This window comes from Streptomyces sp. NPDC041205 (assembly GCF_055591765.1).
In genome coordinates, this window is the sequence record NZ_JBVIZH010000003.1 from 690,844 (window position 1) to 710,420 (window position 19,577).

At 71.7% G+C, this 19,577-nt stretch carries 17 protein-coding genes and 1 pseudogene; 10 read left to right on the forward strand and 8 right to left on the reverse strand.

What is annotated here, in order from left to right; translation table 11 throughout:
* Positions 1-87 precede the first annotated feature (87 nt).
* Entirely contained in the window at positions 88-780 is a 693-nt protein-coding gene (locus ACZ6BG_RS17375) for a metal-dependent transcriptional regulator (RefSeq protein ID WP_469001901.1), read from the reverse strand.
* A gap of 8 nt (positions 781-788) precedes the next feature.
* On the reverse strand, positions 789-1,322 hold the full coding sequence (locus ACZ6BG_RS17380) for a YbhB/YbcL family Raf kinase inhibitor-like protein (protein ID WP_469001903.1): 534 nt from the start codon (positions 1,320-1,322) through the stop codon (positions 789-791).
* 159 nt (positions 1,323-1,481) lie between these two features.
* Here ACZ6BG_RS17380 and ACZ6BG_RS17385 point away from each other — a divergent pair, with 159 nt between their 5' ends.
* Together ACZ6BG_RS17385 and ACZ6BG_RS17390 are read left to right on the forward strand one after the other, a co-directional pair.
* The gene (locus ACZ6BG_RS17385; RefSeq protein WP_469001905.1) at positions 1,482-2,195 is read left to right on the forward strand and encodes a GntR family transcriptional regulator; all 714 of its coding nucleotides are present in this window, start codon (positions 1,482-1,484) and stop codon (positions 2,193-2,195) included.
* A complete protein-coding gene (locus ACZ6BG_RS17390; RefSeq protein ID WP_469001907.1) occupies positions 2,189-3,352 on the forward strand; it encodes a hypothetical protein in 1,164 nt (387 codons plus the stop codon). The genes ACZ6BG_RS17385 and ACZ6BG_RS17390 overlap by 7 nt, the downstream gene beginning before the upstream one ends.
* Before the next feature lie 90 nt (positions 3,353-3,442).
* On the opposite strand, the pseudogene ACZ6BG_RS17395 reads toward ACZ6BG_RS17390, so the two are convergent.
* Positions 3,443-4,254: pseudogene (locus ACZ6BG_RS17395) on the reverse strand (family 1 glycosylhydrolase).
* Between the two features lie 237 nt (positions 4,255-4,491).
* Between ACZ6BG_RS17395 and ACZ6BG_RS17400 the strand changes: the two are divergent.
* The 4 genes from ACZ6BG_RS17400 to ACZ6BG_RS17415 all read left to right on the forward strand — a co-directional run bounded on the left by ACZ6BG_RS17400 (position 4,492) and on the right by ACZ6BG_RS17415 (position 9,296).
* On the forward strand, positions 4,492-5,781 hold the full coding sequence (locus tag ACZ6BG_RS17400; RefSeq protein WP_469001910.1) for an ROK family transcriptional regulator: 1,290 nt from the start codon (positions 4,492-4,494) through the stop codon (positions 5,779-5,781).
* A gap of 611 nt (positions 5,782-6,392) precedes the next feature.
* Positions 6,393-8,123: an ABC transporter ATP-binding protein gene (locus ACZ6BG_RS17405; RefSeq protein ID WP_469002971.1), complete on the forward strand. Its 1,731-nt coding sequence runs from the start codon at positions 6,393-6,395 to the stop codon at positions 8,121-8,123.
* A gap of 201 nt (positions 8,124-8,324) precedes the next feature.
* Entirely contained in the window at positions 8,325-9,143 is an 819-nt protein-coding gene (locus tag ACZ6BG_RS17410) for a maleylpyruvate isomerase family mycothiol-dependent enzyme (protein WP_469001912.1), read from the forward strand.
* Positions 9,144-9,164: 21 nt separating this feature from the next.
* Positions 9,165-9,296, forward strand: a complete 132-nt coding sequence (locus ACZ6BG_RS17415; protein WP_469001916.1) for a hypothetical protein — start codon at positions 9,165-9,167, stop codon at positions 9,294-9,296.
* A 79-nt stretch (positions 9,297-9,375) separates the two neighbouring features.
* On the opposite strand, the gene ACZ6BG_RS17420 is transcribed toward ACZ6BG_RS17415, so the two are convergent.
* Entirely contained in the window at positions 9,376-9,576 is a 201-nt protein-coding gene (locus tag ACZ6BG_RS17420) for a hypothetical protein (protein ID WP_469001918.1), read from the reverse strand.
* A 468-nt stretch (positions 9,577-10,044) separates the two neighbouring features.
* Here ACZ6BG_RS17420 and ACZ6BG_RS17425 point away from each other — a divergent pair, with 468 nt between their 5' ends.
* A complete protein-coding gene (locus ACZ6BG_RS17425) occupies positions 10,045-10,851 on the forward strand; it encodes a S1 family peptidase (protein ID WP_380889728.1) in 807 nt (268 codons plus the stop codon).
* 147 nt (positions 10,852-10,998) lie between these two features.
* Here the strand turns inward: ACZ6BG_RS17425 and ACZ6BG_RS17430 are convergent, their stop codons facing one another.
* Together ACZ6BG_RS17430 and ACZ6BG_RS17435 are read right to left on the reverse strand one after the other, a co-directional pair.
* Positions 10,999-11,823 carry a response regulator gene (locus ACZ6BG_RS17430; protein ID WP_469001922.1) on the reverse strand — a complete coding sequence of 275 codons (825 nt, stop codon included), beginning with the start codon at positions 11,821-11,823 and terminating at the stop codon, positions 10,999-11,001.
* Positions 11,820-13,130: a sensor histidine kinase gene (locus ACZ6BG_RS17435; protein WP_469001925.1), complete on the reverse strand. Its 1,311-nt coding sequence runs from the start codon at positions 13,128-13,130 to the stop codon at positions 11,820-11,822. The genes ACZ6BG_RS17430 and ACZ6BG_RS17435 overlap by 4 nt, the downstream gene beginning before the upstream one ends.
* Before the next feature lie 214 nt (positions 13,131-13,344).
* On the opposite strand from ACZ6BG_RS17435, the gene ACZ6BG_RS17440 reads away from it, so the two are divergent.
* From ACZ6BG_RS17440 to ACZ6BG_RS17450, 3 genes are all read left to right on the forward strand, one after another.
* Positions 13,345-14,052 carry an ABC transporter ATP-binding protein gene (locus ACZ6BG_RS17440; RefSeq protein ID WP_469001927.1) on the forward strand — a complete coding sequence of 236 codons (708 nt, stop codon included), beginning with the start codon at positions 13,345-13,347 and terminating at the stop codon, positions 14,050-14,052.
* The gene (locus ACZ6BG_RS17445) at positions 14,049-16,403 is read left to right on the forward strand and encodes an ABC transporter permease (protein ID WP_469001929.1); all 2,355 of its coding nucleotides are present in this window, start codon (positions 14,049-14,051) and stop codon (positions 16,401-16,403) included. The genes ACZ6BG_RS17440 and ACZ6BG_RS17445 overlap by 4 nt, the downstream gene beginning before the upstream one ends.
* Before the next feature lie 137 nt (positions 16,404-16,540).
* Positions 16,541-17,863 carry a condensation domain-containing protein gene (locus ACZ6BG_RS17450; protein WP_469001932.1) on the forward strand — a complete coding sequence of 441 codons (1,323 nt, stop codon included), beginning with the start codon at positions 16,541-16,543 and terminating at the stop codon, positions 17,861-17,863.
* A gap of 47 nt (positions 17,864-17,910) precedes the next feature.
* Here the strand turns inward: ACZ6BG_RS17450 and ACZ6BG_RS17455 are convergent, their stop codons facing one another.
* Together ACZ6BG_RS17455 and ACZ6BG_RS17460 are read right to left on the reverse strand one after the other, a co-directional pair.
* The gene (locus tag ACZ6BG_RS17455; protein ID WP_469001935.1) at positions 17,911-18,663 is read right to left on the reverse strand and encodes a phytanoyl-CoA dioxygenase family protein; all 753 of its coding nucleotides are present in this window, start codon (positions 18,661-18,663) and stop codon (positions 17,911-17,913) included.
* Between the two features lie 76 nt (positions 18,664-18,739).
* Complete coding sequence (locus tag ACZ6BG_RS17460; protein ID WP_469001937.1) at positions 18,740-19,576, reverse strand: helix-turn-helix domain-containing protein; 837 nt, start codon at positions 19,574-19,576, stop codon at positions 18,740-18,742.
* Position 19,577: the final 1 nt, after the last annotated feature.

Here is a 19,577-nt window from a genome sequence, read left to right on the forward strand (position 1 = left end):
GCGGATGGCTCTCGGCCACGGAAGAAACGGGGATGGCCCTCGACCACCATGGTGATCGAGGGCCATCCCCGTGTGTGGGCGCCGGGCTCAGTGCTCCGTGACGAAGACGTGCGCGGCGGTGCGCGCGGGGAGTTCGGCAGCCGCCCCGCCGCTGCCGACCAACACACCGCCGGGTGCCGACGTCACGCTCACCACCGCGCCGGGCCGCACCCCCGCCCGCCACAGGGTGTCCAGCAACCGCGGGTCGGTCTGGACGCGTTCCCTGATGCGCCGGACGACCGCACGCACGCCGTTCGGCCCGGGTTCGAGGTCGCTGAGGCTGACCATGCCCTCGTCGGGGCCCGGCCCCGGGGCGCTCCGCTCGCCGAGTTCCTCCAGGCCCGGGATCGGATTGCCGTAGGGCGACTGCGTCGGGTGCCGCAGCAGTTCCACGACGCGGCGCTCGACGGCCTCGCTCATCACATGCTCCCAGCGGCAGGCCTCGGCGTGCACCCGCTCCCACTCGAGCCCGATCACGTCGACGAGGAGACATTCCGCGAGCCGGTGCTTGCGCATCACGCGCGTGGCGATCCGCCGCCCCTCCTCCGTCAGCTCCAGCCGCCGGTCGGCGGCCACGCGCAGCAGTCCGTCACGTGCCATGCGGGCCACGGTCTGGCTGACCGTGGGGCCGCTCTGGTCCAGGCGCTCGGCGATGCGGGCCCGCAGCGGCGCCACGCCTTCCTCCTCCAGCTCCAGGACGGTGCGGAGGTACATCTCCGTGGCGTCGATGAGTCGGGTCATGCCGTGCGTCAGGCGGAGGTCTCGGCGGTGGCGGTCAGGACCGCGCGGCCGAGTATGTGACCGGCGATGGTGAACCCGAGGAAGGCCGGGGTGGCCTCCGCGGGGACGCCGATGGACTCCACGTCGAGGGCGTGCACGACGACGAAGTAGCGGTGCGGGCCGTGTCCGGCGGGCGGGGCGGCGCCGATGTAGCGCGCCATACGGGCGTCGTTGGGCAACTGGAAGGCGCCCTCGGGCAGGCCCGAGCCGGTGTCGTCGCCCGCGCCCTCCGGCAACTCGGTGACGGTGGCGGGGATGTCGGCGACCGCCCAGTGCCAGAACCCGGACCCGGTGGGGGCGTCGGGGTCGTAGACCGTGACCGCGTAGCTCTTCGTGCCGTCCGGGGCGCCGCTCCACGAGAGCTGCGGGGAGACGTCCTTGCCGCCGGGGACACCGGCGGAGAGCTGCTCGGGCGACCAGGCGGCGCCGTCGGTGACGTTGGCGCTCGTCACGGTGAAGGAGGCCGCCTCGGGGAGGCGGGCGAAGGGGTTGTTGGCGTTCATCGCGTCGTTCCTTTCAGGCCGTGCTACGGGGTGGCGACGAGAGGTCAGGACGGCAAGGCACGCGGCGTCGTGCGGAGGCACCGCCGCCGTCTCTTATCGCCGATGAATCGACCATAGCATCAATAATCGATTATTGAAGAGATCGTCTATGCTGGCGGCATGACGCAGACGGTCCACACCTCACCCCCGTCGGGACAGCGGACGGGAAGGCAGTCGGGGAAGCAGATGCTCTCCGAGCAGGTCCACGCACACCTGCGGGACGCGATCATGTGCGGGGACTTCGCCCCGGGTGACGCCCTCAAGCCGCAGGACCTGGCCAAGGACCAGGGCGTGAGCCTGGCCGTCGTGCGAGAGGCGCTCGTGCGGCTTGTCGGCGAAGGCCTGGCCGACCGTCTGCACAACCGCGGCTTCGCCGTCCCGGCCTTCTCCGACCGCCGCTGGCAGGAGATCGCCGAGGCCCGCAGGACCGTCGAACCGGTCGTCCTGCGCATGTCCGTCGAGCGCGGCGACGTCGACTGGGAGGCCCGCGTACGAGCCGCCCACCACCGCCTGGCCCGCACCCCGGCGTACGAACCGGGGGAGGGCGAGTACTACAGCAGCACCTGGTCCGAGGCCCACCGCGTCTTCCACCGCACCCTGCTCGAAGGCTGCGGCAACCCCGTCCTCCTCGAGACCTTCGACCGCATGTGGACCGCGAGCGAACTGGCCCGCCGCTGGTCGGCCCACCGCGACCCCGACCGGGACGGCTTCGGCGAACACCGCCGCCTGGAGGAGGCGGCACTGGCCCGCGACGCCGACACGGCGGCCGAGGTCCTGGCCCGACACCTCACCCAGACGGCGACCGCACTGACCGACTCCGCCGGACCTTGCTGATCAGGTACAACTCCGGGTCGGACGGACAGCGGTGGACCCCCACGGACCAGGAGAGCCAGCAGATGGGCGCGTTCGACATACTTGACGGTCCGCGCGGTCGCCGGCTGTGCATGGTGCTCGCGGAGCGTTCCGACGACGTGAGGGAAGCCTTCTTCCACGCGGCGCACGATTTCCACGCGGCGCACGATCCCGCCGACCAGCGGAGGCGGAGGCGACTGCTCCGGCACCTGGACGCCTTGGACCCTGTCCGCACGGTCGCGGCCGCGGGAGAGCTGGGCCTGATGAGGGCTCTGGGCGACAGCGCGGCCGCCGCGATGTACTGGCAGGAGCCGGACGAGGAGGACTCCCTGCTCGGCCACCAAGAGCTCGTCGAGGCACTGCGCCCGCTCGCGCGAGCCGTCGGTGACGCGCCGGAGACCACCTGGTGGGCGGCGGCCATGGAGCCAACCGCGCAGGTGCACGTCCAGTGGATCGAGAAGCCCGGGGACAAGGACCGTCCGCCGCCCGCCCGCGGGGCCGCCGAGTCCCTGCGGAGGTGGAAGGCGCAGACGGTGAAGGACGAGCGTGACGCACCGCCCTTCCGCGAGGACCCCTCGGTCTCGTACAGCGGGATCTGGTGGTCGACGCCCCCGGCCTCCGGCGTGACCGTGACCTCCCGCGCGCTCCCGCGGCTGGGTGCCACGCAGCTCATGGCCGTCGAGGACGGTGCGGGCTGGACGCGTGCGCGGCTGTGGCCGACGCGTGTGCCGCAGGACGGCCGGACCTATGAGATCACCGGGCCGCGGGCCTGGACGGACCTGGTCGCGCGGTACCCCCTGCGGGTCACCCGGGGGCGGCGGCACGACTGGTCGCGGGCAACGGGTCGCACGGCCCAGTGGTACATCCCCGACTGGGAGGCGGTCGCCGCCGACTTCGACGCGGTGCATCTCACGGGGACCGGATATCTGAGCACGGCAGGCCGGGCGTTGAACGTGAGCGCCACGGCAGACGCGGGGGACTCCGGCGAGCCCCGCGCCACCGTGCTCGCTGGGTGGGGCCCGGACACGACGTACTGGCTCACGGGCTCCACGGGCCTCGGCGACGTGCCGACCGACTGGGAACTGCGCGATGTCGACGGAGACGACGATCCCTTGTGGACACCGGTGACCGGCCACTGAGCAACTGCCACCCCACGGCCTTTCGACGCCCGAGGGCTCCCGCGACGCCCGCGGCAGCAGCCACCCCACGAGCCGCCGCACGGGCGTCCCTCAGGCCGCCCGCCGAGCCCGCAGCCGATGCCGGCGGATCAGGTCCGCGTACAGGCGCCCGCTGCCCTTCACCGTGCGTCGCCGCGTCGCGCAGTCCACGTGGACGAGGCCGAAACGCTTGTCGTAGCCGTACGCCCACTCGAAGTTGTCGAAGAGGGTCCAGGCGTAGTAGCCGGCGAGGGGTGCGCCCCGGTGGGCGGCGCGGGCGCAGGCCGTGAGGTGTTCGCGGAGGTACTGGGTGCGCTCGGGGTCGTCGACGGAGCCGTCGGCGCGGACCACGTCGGGGTAGGACGAGCCGTTCTCGGTGACGTAGAGCTTGCGCGCGCCGTAGTCCTTGGTGAGGCGCAGGAGCAGGGTCTCCAGGCCGTTCGCGTCGATCTCCCAGCCCATGCCGGTGTGCCGTCGGCCGGGGCGGTGGATCCGGTGGGCGCGCGGGGGCGGGCCCGCGGGGTCGTCGGTGACGTGGGCGGGGATGCAGTAGTTGAGGCCCAGTCAGTCCAGGGGCTGCGCGATGACGTCCAAGTCGCCGTGCTGTTGCGGGATTTCGGTGCCGTACACCTCCAGCCCTCCAAATGGCCGATCCAGGCCGAGCAGAGCGGCTCGTTGAGCGTGGCCCACTGCGGCACCCGGTCGCCGAGGCGTTCGGCGACCACGGCGGCGTGCGCGACCTTGCCGGGGGTGCGGGAGAAGGTGTCCCACATGGACGGGGGAGCGGCTGTCTTCCGCGGCGGCTCCCTCGATCTGGTACGCCGACGTGGAGCCCCCCAGGTGAAGGGGTGGGGGAGCGCGGCGAGGTCGGAGGTGTCGGTCATGGAGGTCCTTTCGGCGGGGGCGGGACGGGCGGGGGAGCGGTCACTTGGCTGCGCTCAAGTCCTGTCGAGCGCAGTCGTGTTGGGGAACCCGGTGGGTGCTGAGAGGGGTCCCCGTGATGGTTGTGTTCAGTGTTTGAATGAGCTTCACGGCTTAACTTAGAGCGTGAGTTAAATCCTGAAGGCAAGTCGCGTCAAGGGGTACGGCACGGGTATGTTGCGAACGGGGAGAGGAGCCACATGGCCGAGCGGAACAGCCGAACCGTGCGTGACCTGCGTCTGGGCAACCGGGCTTCGGTGCTGCGCCGGTTGTACTTCCACGGGCCGATGAGCCGCCAGGCGCTCGGCGGCGCAACCGGGCTCAGCTCCGGCTCCGTCAGCAACGTCGTCGCCGAACTCACCGCCGACCACCTCTTGGAGGAGGCCGGGGTCGTCGAGTCCGACGGCGGGCGCCCCCGCACCCTGCTGCGGGTGGCCCCCGGCAGCGGCCACCTCATCGGCGTGGACGTCGGCGAGACCCGCGTCCGCATCGAGGCCTTCGACCTCGCCCTCGCGGAACTCGCCCGCGCCGACCGCCCGTTGACCCCGACCGGCCATGACGTCGAGGCCGTCGTCGCCCATATCCGCGACGGCGTCGCCGAAGTCACCGCCGCCGCCGGGCTCACGGCGGGCGAGGGTCTGATCGGCGTCGGCGTCGGCGTCCCCGGCATCGTCGAGACGACCGCCCCCGGCGGCGCCCTCGTCCACGGCCAGACCATCGGCTGGGACGCGGTGCCCTTGGAGTCCCTGCTCCGCGAGGCCGTCCAACTCCCACCGGAATCGGCGTACTTCATCGACAACGGTGCCCGCGCGCTCGGCCAGGCCGAGATGTGGTTCGGCGGCGGCCGCGGGGTGCGCGACGCGGTCATCGTCCTCCTCGGCTCCGGCGTCGGCGCGTGCATCGTCACCGACGGCGTCATCCACGGCGGGCCCGGCGAGTGGGGGCACCTGACCGTCCGTGTGCGCGGGCGGCGCTGCCGGTGCGGGGCGCTGGGCTGCCTGGAGGCGTACGTGGGGGCGGAGGCGCTGCTCGACCGCTGGCGCGAGGCGGGGGGCGAGCCGCCCGGGACCGGTGAGGAGAGCGGGGTCGCCGCGCTGATCGCGGCCGCTCACCCCGAGGACGGCGACGCCGCCGACCCCGTGGCGCGGGCCGTGCTCGACGAGACCGCCGAGTATCTCGGCGCGGGCATCTCCGGCCTGGTGAACCTCTTCGGCCCCGAACGCGTCCTCGTCGGCGGCTGGGCGGGCCTCGCCCTCGGCCCGCACCTCCTCCCCGCCGTCCGCGAGCACGCCGCGGCGTACTCCCTGCGCCATCCCGCGGCCCGCGTCACCGTGGCCCTCGGCGAACTGGGCCCGGACGCGGTGACGGTGGGCGCGGCGACGCTGCCCCTCGCGGACTTCCTGGCGCGGGGCGGGCGGCGGCGGGAGGAGACGGGGGAGGCGCCGGGGGCGGGCCCGCTGCTGGGCTCGGCGGCGCGGGCGGCGCTTTGACGCGGACCCGCGCTTGATCGGTCATTCGCTGCGGGCTTGTTTGCGGACGGCCTCGCCGTGGGGGGCTTGGAGGGGTCACCCCCGCGCGTGCGGGGACCACAGGCCGTGACCTGCGCCTTCACACATGGATGGAAGAGAGTTCCGGAGTATTTCTTGAGGTTCCGGCACCCCGCCCAACCGCCTGGCAACTCCGCACATGCCACCAGTTCGCCCGCAGGCGCAGAGGCTGGCGGCGCCCTCTGCTGGCGAAAAGCCACCCTCCCCCGCCGCGCCACGGGCCCTGACCGTGAATCTCGGCGCGACGGCCCCGCGATCGACCGCGAATTTAGGTCAGGCGGAACGCGCCCTGACGCGTCCTGTCGTGTGTGACCAGTCCAGAACCAACGTTCGATAAACAGTCTCACGCCGAAGAGCCGGCGGGCGGCGGGGGGCCCGTGCGCACGGGCAAGTCCGCCGGTGCCCCCGACGCCGAAGGCGCCCGCGCCTCCGGCGAGGCTGAGAAGGCCGAGAGGGCCGAGAGGGCCGAGAGGGCCGCGAAGGCCAACAAGGCCGAGCAGACCGAGGAGAAGGACGCGCCCGAGCGGCTTCCCGCGCGGGAGACCTGGACCGTCCTGTACAGACACTTCAAGCCGCACCGCGGCATCGTGGCGCTCGGCGCGCTGTTCACCCTGATCGGCGCCGCCACCGGCCTCGCGCAGCCGGTCGCGGTCGAGCAGTTGGTGAGCCGGCTTCAGGACGACGAGTCGATCACCTCGATCCTCGTCCTGCTCACGGGGCTCCTGGTGGTCGGGACGGCCGTCGAGTCCGTCGGCAGCTACATCCTGGAACGCACCGCGCAGTCCGTCGTCCTCGACTCGCGGCGGTCCCTCATCGGGCGCCTGCTGCGGCTCAAGGTCTCGGAGATCGAGCGCGTACAGCCCGGCGACCTGATGTCCCGCGTCACCTCGGACACGACGCTGCTCCAGGCCGTCACCACGCAGGCCGTGGTGTCCGCGTTCTCCGGGGCGCTCACCGTCGTCGCGACCATCGTGATGATGGCTTTCATGGACCCGGTGCTCCTCGGCGTCACGCTCGGTGTGATCGTCCTCATCGGGGCCGCGACCGGCCTGGTCATGCCGAAGATCTCCAAGGCGACACAGCGGTCGCAGGAAGCCGTCGGCATGATCTCGACCGCTCTGGAGCGGGCCTTCGGCGCGTTCCGCACGCTGAAGGCCTCCGGCGCCGAGGAACGCGAGGTCGCCAAGGTCGAGGCGGCGGCGCGCGAGGCCTGGCGGCACGGTGTGAAGTCGGCCAAGTGGCAGGCGGTGGCGTGGAGTTCGATGGGCTTCGCCATCCAGGTCTCGTTCCTCGCGGTGCTCGGCGTCGGCGGCGCGCGCGTCGCTTCCGAGGCGATCTCCGTCGCTACCCTCGTGGCGTTCCTGATGCTGCTCTTCTACCTGATCGACCCGGTGAGCCGTCTCGTCGACGCCGTCACCCAGTACCAGGTGGGCTCCGCCGCCGTGGCCCGCATCGTGCAGGCGGAGCGGATGGAGACGGAGGAGGCGGCCACCGTCACGGAGCAGGGGGACCGGGCGGCGAGCCGTCGGGCAGCCGTGGAGCGGCCCGCCTCCGTCCTCTTCCAGGACGTCACCTTCCGCTACCGCCCCGACCTCCCCCACGTCCACCACGGAGTGACCTTCGCCGTCCCCGGCCCCGGCATGACGGCCTTCGTCGGCCCGTCCGGCGCGGGCAAGACCACCGTCTTCGGGCTCGTCGAGCGCTTCTACGACGCCACGGGCGGCCGCGTCCTCGTCGACGGCCGGGACGTACAGGACTGGCCGCTCGCCGAGTTGCGCGCGACCATCGGGTACGTCGAGCAGGACGCCCCCGTCCTCGCGGGCACCCTGCGCGAGAACCTGCTGTTCGCCGCGCCGGACGCCACCGACACCGAGATCCACGACGTCCTCGTACAAGCACGCCTGGACAGCCTCGTGGAGAAGCTGCCCGACGGTCTGGAGACCGTGGTCGGCCACCGCGGCTCCAAGCTCTCCGGCGGTGAACGCCAGCGCGTGGCCATCGCCCGCGCCCTGCTGCGCAAGCCCCGGCTGCTGCTCCTCGACGAGGCGACCTCGCAACTGGACGCCGTCAACGAACTGGCGCTGCGCGACGTCGTCGCCGAGGTGTCGAAGACCGTGACGGTCCTCGTCGTCGCGCACCGGCTGTCGACGGTCACGCTGGCCGACCGGATCGTCGTCATGGACGCGGGCCGGGTCCGCGCGGTCGGCACGCACGACGAACTGGTCGAGGGAGATCCGCTGTACGGCGAGCTGGCCGCGACCCAGTTCCTGGCGACGTCGTCCTGAGCGGGAGCCGCGGGCTGGACGCGACAGGTGCGGGGGAGGGCGGCCGTGGTGCACGCGGCCGCCACCCTCGGCGCTCGGGCCCTGGGGAACGCGACCCTCCAGGACCTGGAGAATGCGGCCCTCCACGCCCGCGGCATGCGGCCCTCCACGCCCGGGAAAAAGCAGCGAGCCCCAGCGCCGAGCCGCCGCTATCGTGCCCCCATGACCGACTTGACCTTGGATCGCTACGCCGCCGAAATCGTCGCGCAGACAGAGCGGTTGACCCTCTCGATCAAGGGCGCGGACCTTGCCGCCCCGGTGCCGACCTGCGCCGGCTGGAGCCTCGGTGACCTCCTGCGGCACCTGGGTGGCGCGCACCGCTGGGCCGAGGAGATCGTCCGCACCCGGGCGACGGGCCCGGTGCCGGACGACCAGGTGAACGACGTGTCGGGCGACGACAGGGCGGATGTCGCCGCGCTCGGCGCCTGGTTGAGCGAGGGCGCGGAGCTGTTCGCGGACGCCTTGCGGAAGGCCGGACCGGACGCGCAGGTGTGGACGGTGGCGCCGAGCGGCACCCCGGTGTTCTGGGCGCGCCGCATGACGGTGGAGACAGTGGTGCACCGCGCGGACGCGGTCGCGGCCGTCGACGGGACGTACATCCTGGACCACGACGTCGCCCTCGACGCCCTGGCCGAGTGGCTGGGCTTCCTCGAACTGCCGCAGGTCTACGAGTCCCCGGAGGCGATGCGCGGCCTGCTCGGGCCCGGCCGGACCGTCCACTTCCACGCGACGGACGCGGCCCCCGGGGCGCGGGGGGACTGGCTGATCGACCTCACCGGTGAGGCGCCCGCCGTGCGGCGCCACGGAGCGGGAGAAGGCGCACCCGGGGGAGCGGCCGTGAGTCTGCGCGGTTCGGCGGCGGCGCTCCTGCTGCTCATGTACCAACGGGACTCCGTCCTGGACGACGCGGTGGAGATCGTCGGGGAGCGGGAGCTGTTCGAGGAGTGGCGGGAGGGAGTCAGCGCGTGGCTCCGGAGGTGACGAGGCAGAGGCTCTGCCGCTGTGCACCATGACCACCTCACACCGAACCCGGTCGTCCCGTGGATCCGCCCCCGGACGACCGGCGCGGACGCCGCCGACCACTTCCGTTGGTGGGCCACCCAGCCCCGGCCGCCGGTCATGCGCCGCACGTGAGCTTGTACTCGACGATGTAGGCGCGATGGTCGCGCCCTCGCTTGCGGTAGGTGGGGTGTCGTTGCGAGGGGCCGGGGAGTCAGGGGCCCGGCTGCGCGGGCCGGGGAGGAAGTTTCTCGCGCTCGTCGGGGGCGGGGGCGGGGGCGGCGCGCGGCGCGGGATCGAGGGCGCGGACCGGCAGGGCGGTCAGATGGCGGACGCGGTCGTGAAACCCGCCCATGGGCAAGGGGAGTTCGACGTCGTCGTCGACGAACCGCACCGCCAGGACGGCGTACTCCATGACGGCGAGGGCGACGGGCGGCCCAGGAACTGCAAGCCTGTCATGGACCGCACGGGCCCCGACGTTGACATGATCGAACGGTTCGGGAACATTGCCGTCGTCGCCGGGATCGCCGTACCGGCTGAACGCGCAGACCACGGCCAGGGCGGAGCGAAGTTCCCGCTTCGAGCCGATCCTTGCTTCGCGCCGACCCATCGGACGGGCTCCGGGGCGCGGCATTGGGCCGCAGTACGAGGCAGAAGTGCCGTGCGCGTGAGGTGGGTTGTGCGTGACTGGTGTGTGAGGAGGTCTTGCCGAGCCGTTCGGTGGGTCTCCATAATCACGGGAGCACTTCACGGGCTCACCCCACGGGGCCCGGACACCTTGCGGTCAACTGCCCTTGTCCATGCGGTTTTTCCGAAGGGCGCCTCCGGCCTGGGGTTGGCATGAGCCCAACAGAGTGCTCTCCCCCCACCGAGAGGAAGTCCGTTGAAGAACACGGTCACGTACCTCAAGAGGGCCGCCGCCGTCGGCGCCGTCACCCTCGCCGCTTTCAGCCTGAACCCGGCCAACTCCTGGGCTGTGCCCGCTGACGGGCCCGGCGGCGACGGGCCCCGCACGAGGGTCGTCGGCGGCACCCCGGCCGAGCAGGGCGAATTCCCTTTCATGGTCCGTCTTTCGATGGGCTGTGGCGGCTCGCTCCTTGAGAAGGACGTCGTGCTGACCGCCGCCCACTGCGTCGACGGCAGCAGCGACAACCCGAACATCACCGCCACCGGCGGTGTGGTCGACCTGGAGTCGCCGGACGCCGTCACGGTCAAGGCCACCAAGGTCATCCAGGCTCCCGGCTACAACGGGACCGGCAAGGACTGGGCGGTCATCAAGCTGGAGAAGGCCATCGACCAGCCGACGCTGCCGATAGCCGAGAACAACTCGTTCGACAAGGGCGACTTCACCATCGCCGGCTGGGGCGCCGACAAGGAGGGCGGCAGCCAGCAGCGCCACCTCCTCAAGGCCCAGGTGCCGTTCGTGGACGACGCGACCTGCAAGGGCGCCTACTCCAACCTGGTCGAGGACGAGGAGCTGTGCGCCGGGAAGATGGACACCGGCGGCGTCGACACCTGTCAGGGCGACTCCGGCGGCCCCATGTTCCGCAAGGACGACAGCGACAAGCTCGTCCAGGTCGGCATCGTGAGCTGGGGCGAGGGCTGCGCCCGTCCGTCCAAGCCGGGCGTCTACACCGAGGTGAGCCACTTCGCGGCCGACATCAAGAAGGCGGCGGGCGAGCTGGGCTGACGCCCGTCGTCCGGCGGGCCGCTGTCTGAGCCCGTCCGGTGAGTCTGCTCGCGCCGTACGTCCGCGGGGACCGGTTCCGGCCGCCCGCGGACGTACGGCGCACGTGCGTGTCGGCCCATGCGGCCTGTCCGCCTGCTTCTGCTCAGCTCATGTCTCGGCTCCGGCCCACGTCCGCCCGGCGGGATGCTGGGTGGGCTCGTACGCACCGGCGCTGACCAGCCCTGATTCATACGCGACGATGACGGCCTGGACACGGTCACGCAGGCCGAGCTTGGCGAGGATGCGGGCGACGTGCGTTTTGACCGTCGCCTCGGCCAGATGCAGGTGGGTGGCGAGTTCGGCGTTGCTCAGTCCGCGTGCCAGCAGGCCGAGGACCTCCAGTTCGCGCGGGGTGAGCGGGGCGAGGTCGCGGTGGAGGGGGGCGGTGTCGGGGGCGTGCCGATGTTGGCCTGCGGAGCCGTGCTGATGTTCGCCTCCGGCACTGCGTTGATGTTCGCCTCCGGCACTGCGTTGATGTTCGCCTCCGGCACTGCGTTGATGTTCGCCTCCGGCGAAACGCTGCACGAGGCGACGGGTGATGGCGGGTGCGAGGAGAGCGTCGCCCGTACGGACCGTGCGGACGGACGCGGTCAGTTGCTCGGGGGTGACGTCCTTGAGGAGGAAGCCACTGGCACCGGCGGACAGTGCCGCGTAGACGTACCGGTCGAGGTCGAAGGTGGTCAGCATGATGACGCGTGGCTCGTCCGGGGCGCCGGTGAGGATGTGGCGGGTGGCCTCCAGGCCGTCCATCTCGGGCATCCGGATGTCCATCAGGACCACGTCGGGACGGGTACGGCGGGCCCTGTCGACGGCTTCGGCCCCGTTGGTGGCCTCGGCGACGACGTCGATGCCGTCGGCACCGAGAATCAACCGGAATCCGGTACGGACCAGGGTCTGGTCGTCGGCGAGGAGCACACGCAGCGGCTCGGTCACAGTGTCTCCAAGGGGATCAAGGCCTCCACACGGTAGCCGCCGGTCAGGCACCGGCCTGTGGTGAGGGTTCCGTCGTAGACGGCGAGGCGCTCGCGCAGGCCGATCAGGCCCCGGCCGCTTCCGGCCGCCGCGTCCGCGCCGGGGCGTCCTCCGGCGTCGGTCACCTCCACCCTGAGCTGTTCGGGACGGTATTCGACGGTCACGGCGGCGGTGGCGCCGGACGCGTGCTTCACGGTGTTGGTGAGGGCTTCCTGGACGACACGGTAGGCGGCGAGTTCCAGGCCCGGGGGCAGCGGACGGGGCGGACCTGTCACGGTCAGGTCGACGGGCAGTCCGGTGTCACGGACCCGGCCGACCAGCTTTTCCAACTGGTCCAGGCCGGGCTGCGGGGCCAGCTCCCTCGACGCGTCGGCCAAGTCGGCGCCCCGGCCCGGTTCCTCGCCCTCGTCGGCCATGGTGAGCAGCCCCATGACGTGCCGCAGCTCGGTCATGGCCGCCCGTCCTCCCGCTTCGACCGCGAGCAGCGCCTCGCCGGCCTGCTCGGGGGAGGATTTCATGATCGTGCGGGCGGCGCCCGCCTGAATGACCATCACGCTCACGTTGTGCGTGACGACGTCGTGCAGTTCGCGCGCGATGCGGGCCCGCTCGTGCTCGACGGCCCGGCGCAGCGCCTCGGCCTGTTCGCGTTCCAGGGCGGAGAGCCGGGTGCGGCCCTCGTCGGTGCGGAGTTTCCAGGTGCGCAGGCCGACAGCGGCCACGGCCATCGGGACGAGGATCAGCAGGGCGATGTATTCGTTGGGGACGATCGGTGTCACCGAGTTCCCCGAGGTGCCGACCAGGACGACCGACACCGGTAGCGCCGCCAGGGTCGCCACCCGGTACGGGCTGTACACGGCGGCGCTGTAGACGGCGATGACGAACGCGTAGAAGGTCAGCCGCAGAACGCTCTGCGGGGTCGCCAGGGTCGCGGCCGTCACGACGCACAGCACGGCGAGCGGGTAGCGGCGGCGCAGCGCCAGTGCGCCCGAGGCGACGGCCGCGAGGGTCACCATGAAGGCCAGGCCGCCGGGGCCGTGCGGGCGCCGCACGACATGCTGCACGCCGGGTGCGATCTCACGCACCACGACGTTGCCGGCGTTGTCGATGCCGTAGTAGACGGTGGAGACTCCGATGACCAGCGCCACCAGCACGTCGAACTGCCAGGCGCGCCGGGTGGGCCGCAGCGGTGGACCGCTCGCGAGCCCGGCGTCGAGGACCGTCCGCCGGGCGGCTTCCGCCAGCCGCGCCATCGTCGTACGTACGTTCATCACCGGTTCATTGTCGCCACCGCGTGAACCCGTGGAGTCCGCCTTGGCGGTCGTCGTCGGCGCACCGGATACATCAGCCGCCTACATCGCAGGGATGACGTTCTCGCGGCTTGTCCCAGCGCGGTACCGCATGGGGTTCGCACGGGCGACGCGTACGGGCCCCACTCGCTCCTAGCGTTCACACGGCCAACTGCCCGTACCCGAGGAGCCCTTCATGACCATGCCGGTGATCGAACTGCGTGCGGTGAGCCGCCGCTACGACGACGGCCCGCCCGCGCTGCACGACGTCTCGCTGACCGTGCGGCCCGGAGAGGCCGTCGCGGTCCTCGGCCCTTCCGGCAGCGGCAAGTCCACACTGCTCAACCTGATCGCGGGCCTGGACCGCCCCGATACCGGGAGCGTCACCGTGGACGGGGTACGAGTGGACCGACTGGGCGAAGCCGGATCGGCGCGCTACCGGCGATCGAAGATCGGCATGGTCTTCCAGTTCTTCAACCTGCTCGACGATCTGACGGTCACCGACAACGTCGTACTGCCCGCGCGGCTCGCGGGGATGGCGCGCGGCGAAGCGGACCGCAGGGCGGCGGAACTCCTTCAACTCCTTGCCGTCGACCGGCACGCTCGCGCCTGCCCGGGGCGGCTCTCCGGCGGCGAACGCCAACGCGTCGCGGTGGCCCGCGCGTTGATGAACCGGCCGACGCTGCTCCTGGCCGACGAGCCCACCGGCGCCCTCGACACGGCCGCCGGACAGGACGTCAGCAGGTTGCTCGGCGGCCTCAACGCCGAGGGCCAGACCATCGTCGTGGTCACCCACGACCTGGCGTTGGCCCGGTCCTGCACGAACCGCACGGTCCGGATCGCCGACGGCCGGATCACCGAAGACGTCCGCTCGTCGGCCGTCGTCTCCGGGGCCGACCGATGAGCGCGCTCGGCAAGGTGGTGCGCTCGGAGGTGGGACGACGTCGGGTGCAGACGCTGGTGATCGGGCTCGCCACGATGATGGCAGTGGCCGCGTCCGTGCTCGGCGGATCGCTGCTCGCGGTGTCCGGAGCGCCCTTCGACGACGCCTTCGCCAAGAGCCACGGGGCCCATCTGTCGCTGCAGTTCGACGCGGGCAAGGTGAGCGCGGGACAGCTGTCGAGGTCCGGGCACGCGCAGGGGGTGAGCGACGCGGCAGGGCCGTTCCGTACGGCGTCGGTCACCCCGAGGCCGGACGGCCGGGACACCCCTGGATGGCCGATGACCGTGGTCGGCCGGGGTGATTCCGGCCGGGACGTGGACGAGGTGGCACTGCTGGACGGGCGGTGGCCCACGCGCTCCGGCGAGATCGTGCTGTCCGCGGGCTCCTCGGTCATCCCGACCATGGGCATGAAGCTCGTCTTCCCCGACCTGCCCGGCGATCCGACCCTGACAGTGGTCGGTGTGGCCCGCTCGGTCACGCGAACCGCTGACGCCTGGGTGGTTCCGTCCCAGATGCCGGCGCTCACCGCGAACGGCAGCGGCGGGTACCAGATGCTCTACCGCTTCACCGACGCGAGCACCGCCGCACAGATCACCGCAGGCGGCAAGGCCGTCACGGAATCCTTGCCGCCGGGCACGGCCGTCGGCGAACAGTCCTGGCTCACCGTCAGGAAGTCCGCCGAGCGCGACACCGCCCTGTACGTCCCGTTCCTCGTCGCGTTCGGGGCTCTGGGCCTGGTCATGTCGATGCTCATCGTCGGCAACGTCGTGGCGTCGGCCGTCGGCACGGGAACGCGCCGCATCGGCATCCTCAAGGCCGTGGGCTTCGCCCCGGCCCAGGTCGTGCGGGCCTACGTGGGCCAGGCGCTGATCCCTGCCGCCGCCGGAACGGTCTTCGGCGTACTCGCCGGTCACTTGCTCGCCGTCCCCGTACTGGCCGAGACCGAGGAGGTCTACGGCACCTCGTCCCTGGCCATCGCCCCCTGGGTCGACCTGGCGGTGGTCGCCGGGGTGCTCGGCCTGGTCGCGGCGACCGCGTGGGCCGGCGCCTGGCGGGCCGGGCGGCTGCGTACGGTCGACGTGCTCGCCGTCGGGCGCACCGCTTCGGCGGGCCGCGGCCGGTGGGCGGCCCGTCTGGCCGGACGACTGCCGTTGCCGCGGCCGGTCGCCCTGGGCCTTGCCCGGCCCTTCGCGCGGCCCGCCCGCGCGCTGGCCATGGGGACGGCGATCGTGTTCGGCGCCATCGCAGTCACGTTCACCGTGGGCATGGGCGCCTCGCTCAGCCAGGTGATGAAAGCCAAGGCCCATGACGCCGCCGACGTCGTCGTGCCCGCGCCCTTGCCGGACGCCGGACCCCAAGGCCCCGCCACCGAGAAGCGGCAGCCCGAGCCCGATCCCGCCGCGGTCGCCTCGGCCATCAAGGCCGCCGCCGGAACCGGGAAGTACTACAGCACCGCGAAGGTACGCGCGACCGTGTCCGGCCTGAGCGGCACCATCGAGGTGAACGCCATCACCGGCGACGCCTCCTGGGGCGGCTACACCATGGTCTCGGGCCGCTGGATCGACGAGCCCGGCGAGGCCGTGGTCCCGACCCCCTTCCTCGCCGCCACCGGCATCCGCGTCGGCGACACCGTCACTCTGAGCGGCCTGGCCGAGCCGGTCACCGTGCGGATCGTCGGTGAAGTCCTCGACACCCGCAACGACGGCATGCAGGTCTTCACCGACGCCTCGACCCTCACGGGCGCACATCCCGGTCTGACAGAGGCGAGCCACCACATCGCGGTGGAGTCCGGCACCGAAGTGACCGGCTACGTCGACGCGCTGAACAGGGACCTGGCGCCGCTGGGCGTCACCGCCCGGGCCGGTGGGCTCGGCGCCGGCGGTGACATGGCCGCCACGCTCAACGCGCTGTCCGCGATCCTGACGCTGATGCTCGTCGCTGTCGCCGCGCTCGGTGTGCTCAACGGCGTACTGCTCGACACGCGCGAGCGCGTGCGGGAACTCGGAGTCCACAAGGCGCTCGGCATGACCCCCCGGCAGACCATCACGATGGTCCTCACCTCGGTCGCCGTGACCGGACTCGTCGCGGGAGCCGTGGGCGTGCCGCTCGGCGTGGCCCTGCACGGCTGGGTCATCCCCGCGATGGGCGACAGCGTGGGGCTCCGCCTGCCCGACTCCGTCATCGCCGTCTACGACGCGGCCGAACTGCTTCCGCTCGCCCTCGGCGGCCTGCTCATCGCCATCCTGGGCGCGCTCCTGCCCGCAGGCTGGGCTGCCAGAGCCCGCACCACCACGGCCTTGCGCACCGAATAAGGGGAGCTGACTTGTTGCGAAATCCCCTTCCCTGCCCGAGAGTTTGATCTCGGTCAGTCGGACCATCGCAGGCACGGGGGTGCACAACGTTGACGCACGACACTCAGCACCGACAGGACGGGCCCGGACGGGAAAGCGTGGAAGTTCCGCTGTCCATCGGGCAGAGCTCGCTCTTCTTCATCCATGAGCTGGCCCCGGAGTCGACCATGTACAACATGGCTGTCGGCATCACGATGCGGGAGAAACTCGATTCCGGGCGTCTGCGAGGCGCATGGGAGAGGGTGTGGGCCCGACACCCGGTGCTCACGGGAGTCGTCTTCGCGGGAGCGGGCGGTTACGCACAACGCTGGTACTCGGCCGAGCCGCCTTTGACGGTGCGTGAGGTACCCGGCATGGACGCCGATGACCTGACGCGAGTGGTGAACCAGGACTACTCCCTTGCCTTCGCCCTGAAGAAGGAAGCACCCGCCCGGCTCTTCCTCTACCAGCACGCGGAGCGTTCCACGCTGCTCATGGTGGTGCACCACATGGTGGGTGACCTGACTTCTCTGTTCACCGTGTGCGAAGACCTCTTGACCGGATATCGCGAGGGCAATGCCGAGGAGCCGGTCCAGGCCGACAACTCGTACGCCCGCCACGTCGCGCACGAACGCACCTTCCTCGAGAGCGCCAGGTCGGAGCCCATGCGCCGCTACTGGGCGGATCGGCTGGCCGGCTGCGCCTTCGCACTCGACGTTCCCGGCACCGGGTCCACCACGGCCGCGGACGCCCCGGCACTGGCCCGGTTCACCCTCCCGCGCCCCCTGGCGGACGGGGTCCGGCGGACGGCCGACGCCAGTGGCACGTCCACCGCCACGGTCCTGCTCGCGGCCTTCAACGTACTGCTGCACAAACTCACCGGTGAAACCGACATCGTCGTCAGCTTTCCCATCGAGGGCCGTAAGAAGCCCTTCAAACGCACGGTCGGGTACTTCGTCAACTCGCTGCCGCTGCGCACCGGCGTCGTCGCGGACGACGGATTCGACTCACTGCTGTCCGCCACCCACGCCGCACTCGTCGGCGCCGTCCGCCACCAGGCGATACCGATCCCCGCCGTGCTCAGCGGCGTCACCCCCGAAGTCGCGCGCGCCATCCATCAGGTGAGCTTCCAGTTCGAACCCGAACGACTCTCCCACGGGGCCCGGATGCACTTCGGCGACCTGGGACCGGCCGAGCTGTTCGGCCATGAGGTCGAGGCTGTCCCGATCCGGCAGCAGGTCGGCCAGTTCCCCCTGTGGATGCAGATCGGCGAGATGGAGGGTGCCCTGCAGGGCGGGCTGCACTTCGACCCCGCGAGGTTCGGCCTCGACGATGTCACCGGCTATGCGCGGTGGTACGAGGCACTGGTCCGGGACATCGTGGCCGACGTCACCACCAGCGTGGCCGCCTTGGGGGCGGGCGGGATCCCGGGGGCCGACTGAGCCGGCGCGGAGGTCGGAAGGGGACGCACCGCACCGGCCCGTCGGGGTCAGGCCGGGGGTTGCGTCATGCGGTTGTGACCCACGGTGTCGCTCCCGCTCACCAGGACGCACGCGTGGCCCGGAAACAGGGGCGAGGAGTCCTGGTCGACGATGTTGACCTCGGGGGTCGTGTATCGGGCGGACAGCCCGAGCCTGCGCCGGTCCGACGTGTTCTTGTGGGAGTGGTGCATCAACTGCTCGCTGAAGAGAAAGAACTCACCCGGAGCGAGTTCCATGTCGACGGCCGTGGTGGTGTCGACGACTGCGGGGTCGATCTCCTGCGGGAAACTCATCCCCGGGCGTGAGGGCACGTGGTGCAGCAGTTCGCGATGCGAGCCGGGAATGATCTGTACGCACGAATTCTCCGTGGTCGCCTCGTCGATCGCCAGCCAGAGGGAGAGGTTCACGGGCGGGTCGAGCGGCCAGCTGTCGATGTCCTGGTGCCAGGGCACCTCCAGACCGCCCGGCTCCTTGTTGAACAGGAACGTGGACCACAGCAGGATGTCGTCGCCGAGCAGCCCCCGCACCCGGCCGAGCACCTCGGGCAGGGTGGCGAGGTCGTGGACCGGACGGTGGTCCAGGTGACGGGAGTGCAGGTGCGTCGCCGGGTTGGGGCCGGGCGAGGTGAGCACCTCGGCGTCGATGCGCCTGCGGAAGGTGTCCATCTCCTCGGGCGAGCAGGCGACGTACGGCCCGAGGAAGCCCTGCTCGTTGAATCGGGCGACCTCGTCGCTGGTCAGCGCGGCAGTGGTGGTGTCCATGGAGATCACGGTGTCACCGGGCGGCCCCCGGCTGCCATGCCCGAGGCCGGGTAAAGTTTGCACTGAACCGCATGCCTCAGCGCGCTCGGTAGGTCCGCGGGGAAACACCCATCGTGGACTTGAACTGGCGGCTGAAGAGGTAGACGTCGCAGTACCCGAGGCTGCGGGCGATCCGGGTGATCGTGTCCTGCGTCTCGTCGAGCAGCCGCGCGGCGTGCTGGATACGCCGCCGCACCAGCCACACCTTGGGCGGGCAGCCGTAGGTCCGGCGGAAGCAGCGGGTGAAGTGCTCCGGGGACATCCGAAGGAGTCGGGCAAGCTCGGCCGGGTGCACCCGCTCGGCGACCCGCTTGTCTGCGTGGTCCTCCAAGAGGCGCCGCTGCGCGGCGTCCAGCGCCGGACGTACGGTCCGCTGCTGCTCCGCGAGCCGGAGGGCCGAGCTGAACAGCAACTCGAGCGCGGCCCGCATCCGGACCTCGCGGAACGGCTGCCGCTCCTCCCTCTCGTTGATCAACAGGTCGAGGGGCGCCCGCAGTTCCCACGCCCCGGGCAGCACGACGACCGGCCCCAGCGGCGGATCCTCCGCGGGCGCCGGCGGCAGCTGGAGCCGGTAGAGGGCGAGCGGCCGCGAATCCGCGGCGCGCAGCGCGAACGGCACCCCTGGCTTGAGCCACACCAGCGTCCCCGGACCGACCTGGATCCGCTGGTGGCCGGCCACACCCTCGTACCGGCCGGCCACCACGAGGTGGATGAGATGCTCGGAGAGCCCGTGGTCGAACGACACCTCCCAATCCGCGGGCGCCGTCCCGTACTTGAGCATCCCGACGTCCGGATGCCGGTCCAGACGCCGCAGCCAGTCGCGATCGTCCCGCGTCCTCTCCGGGGCCTCCAGCAGCACGGGCGTCGAGGGCATC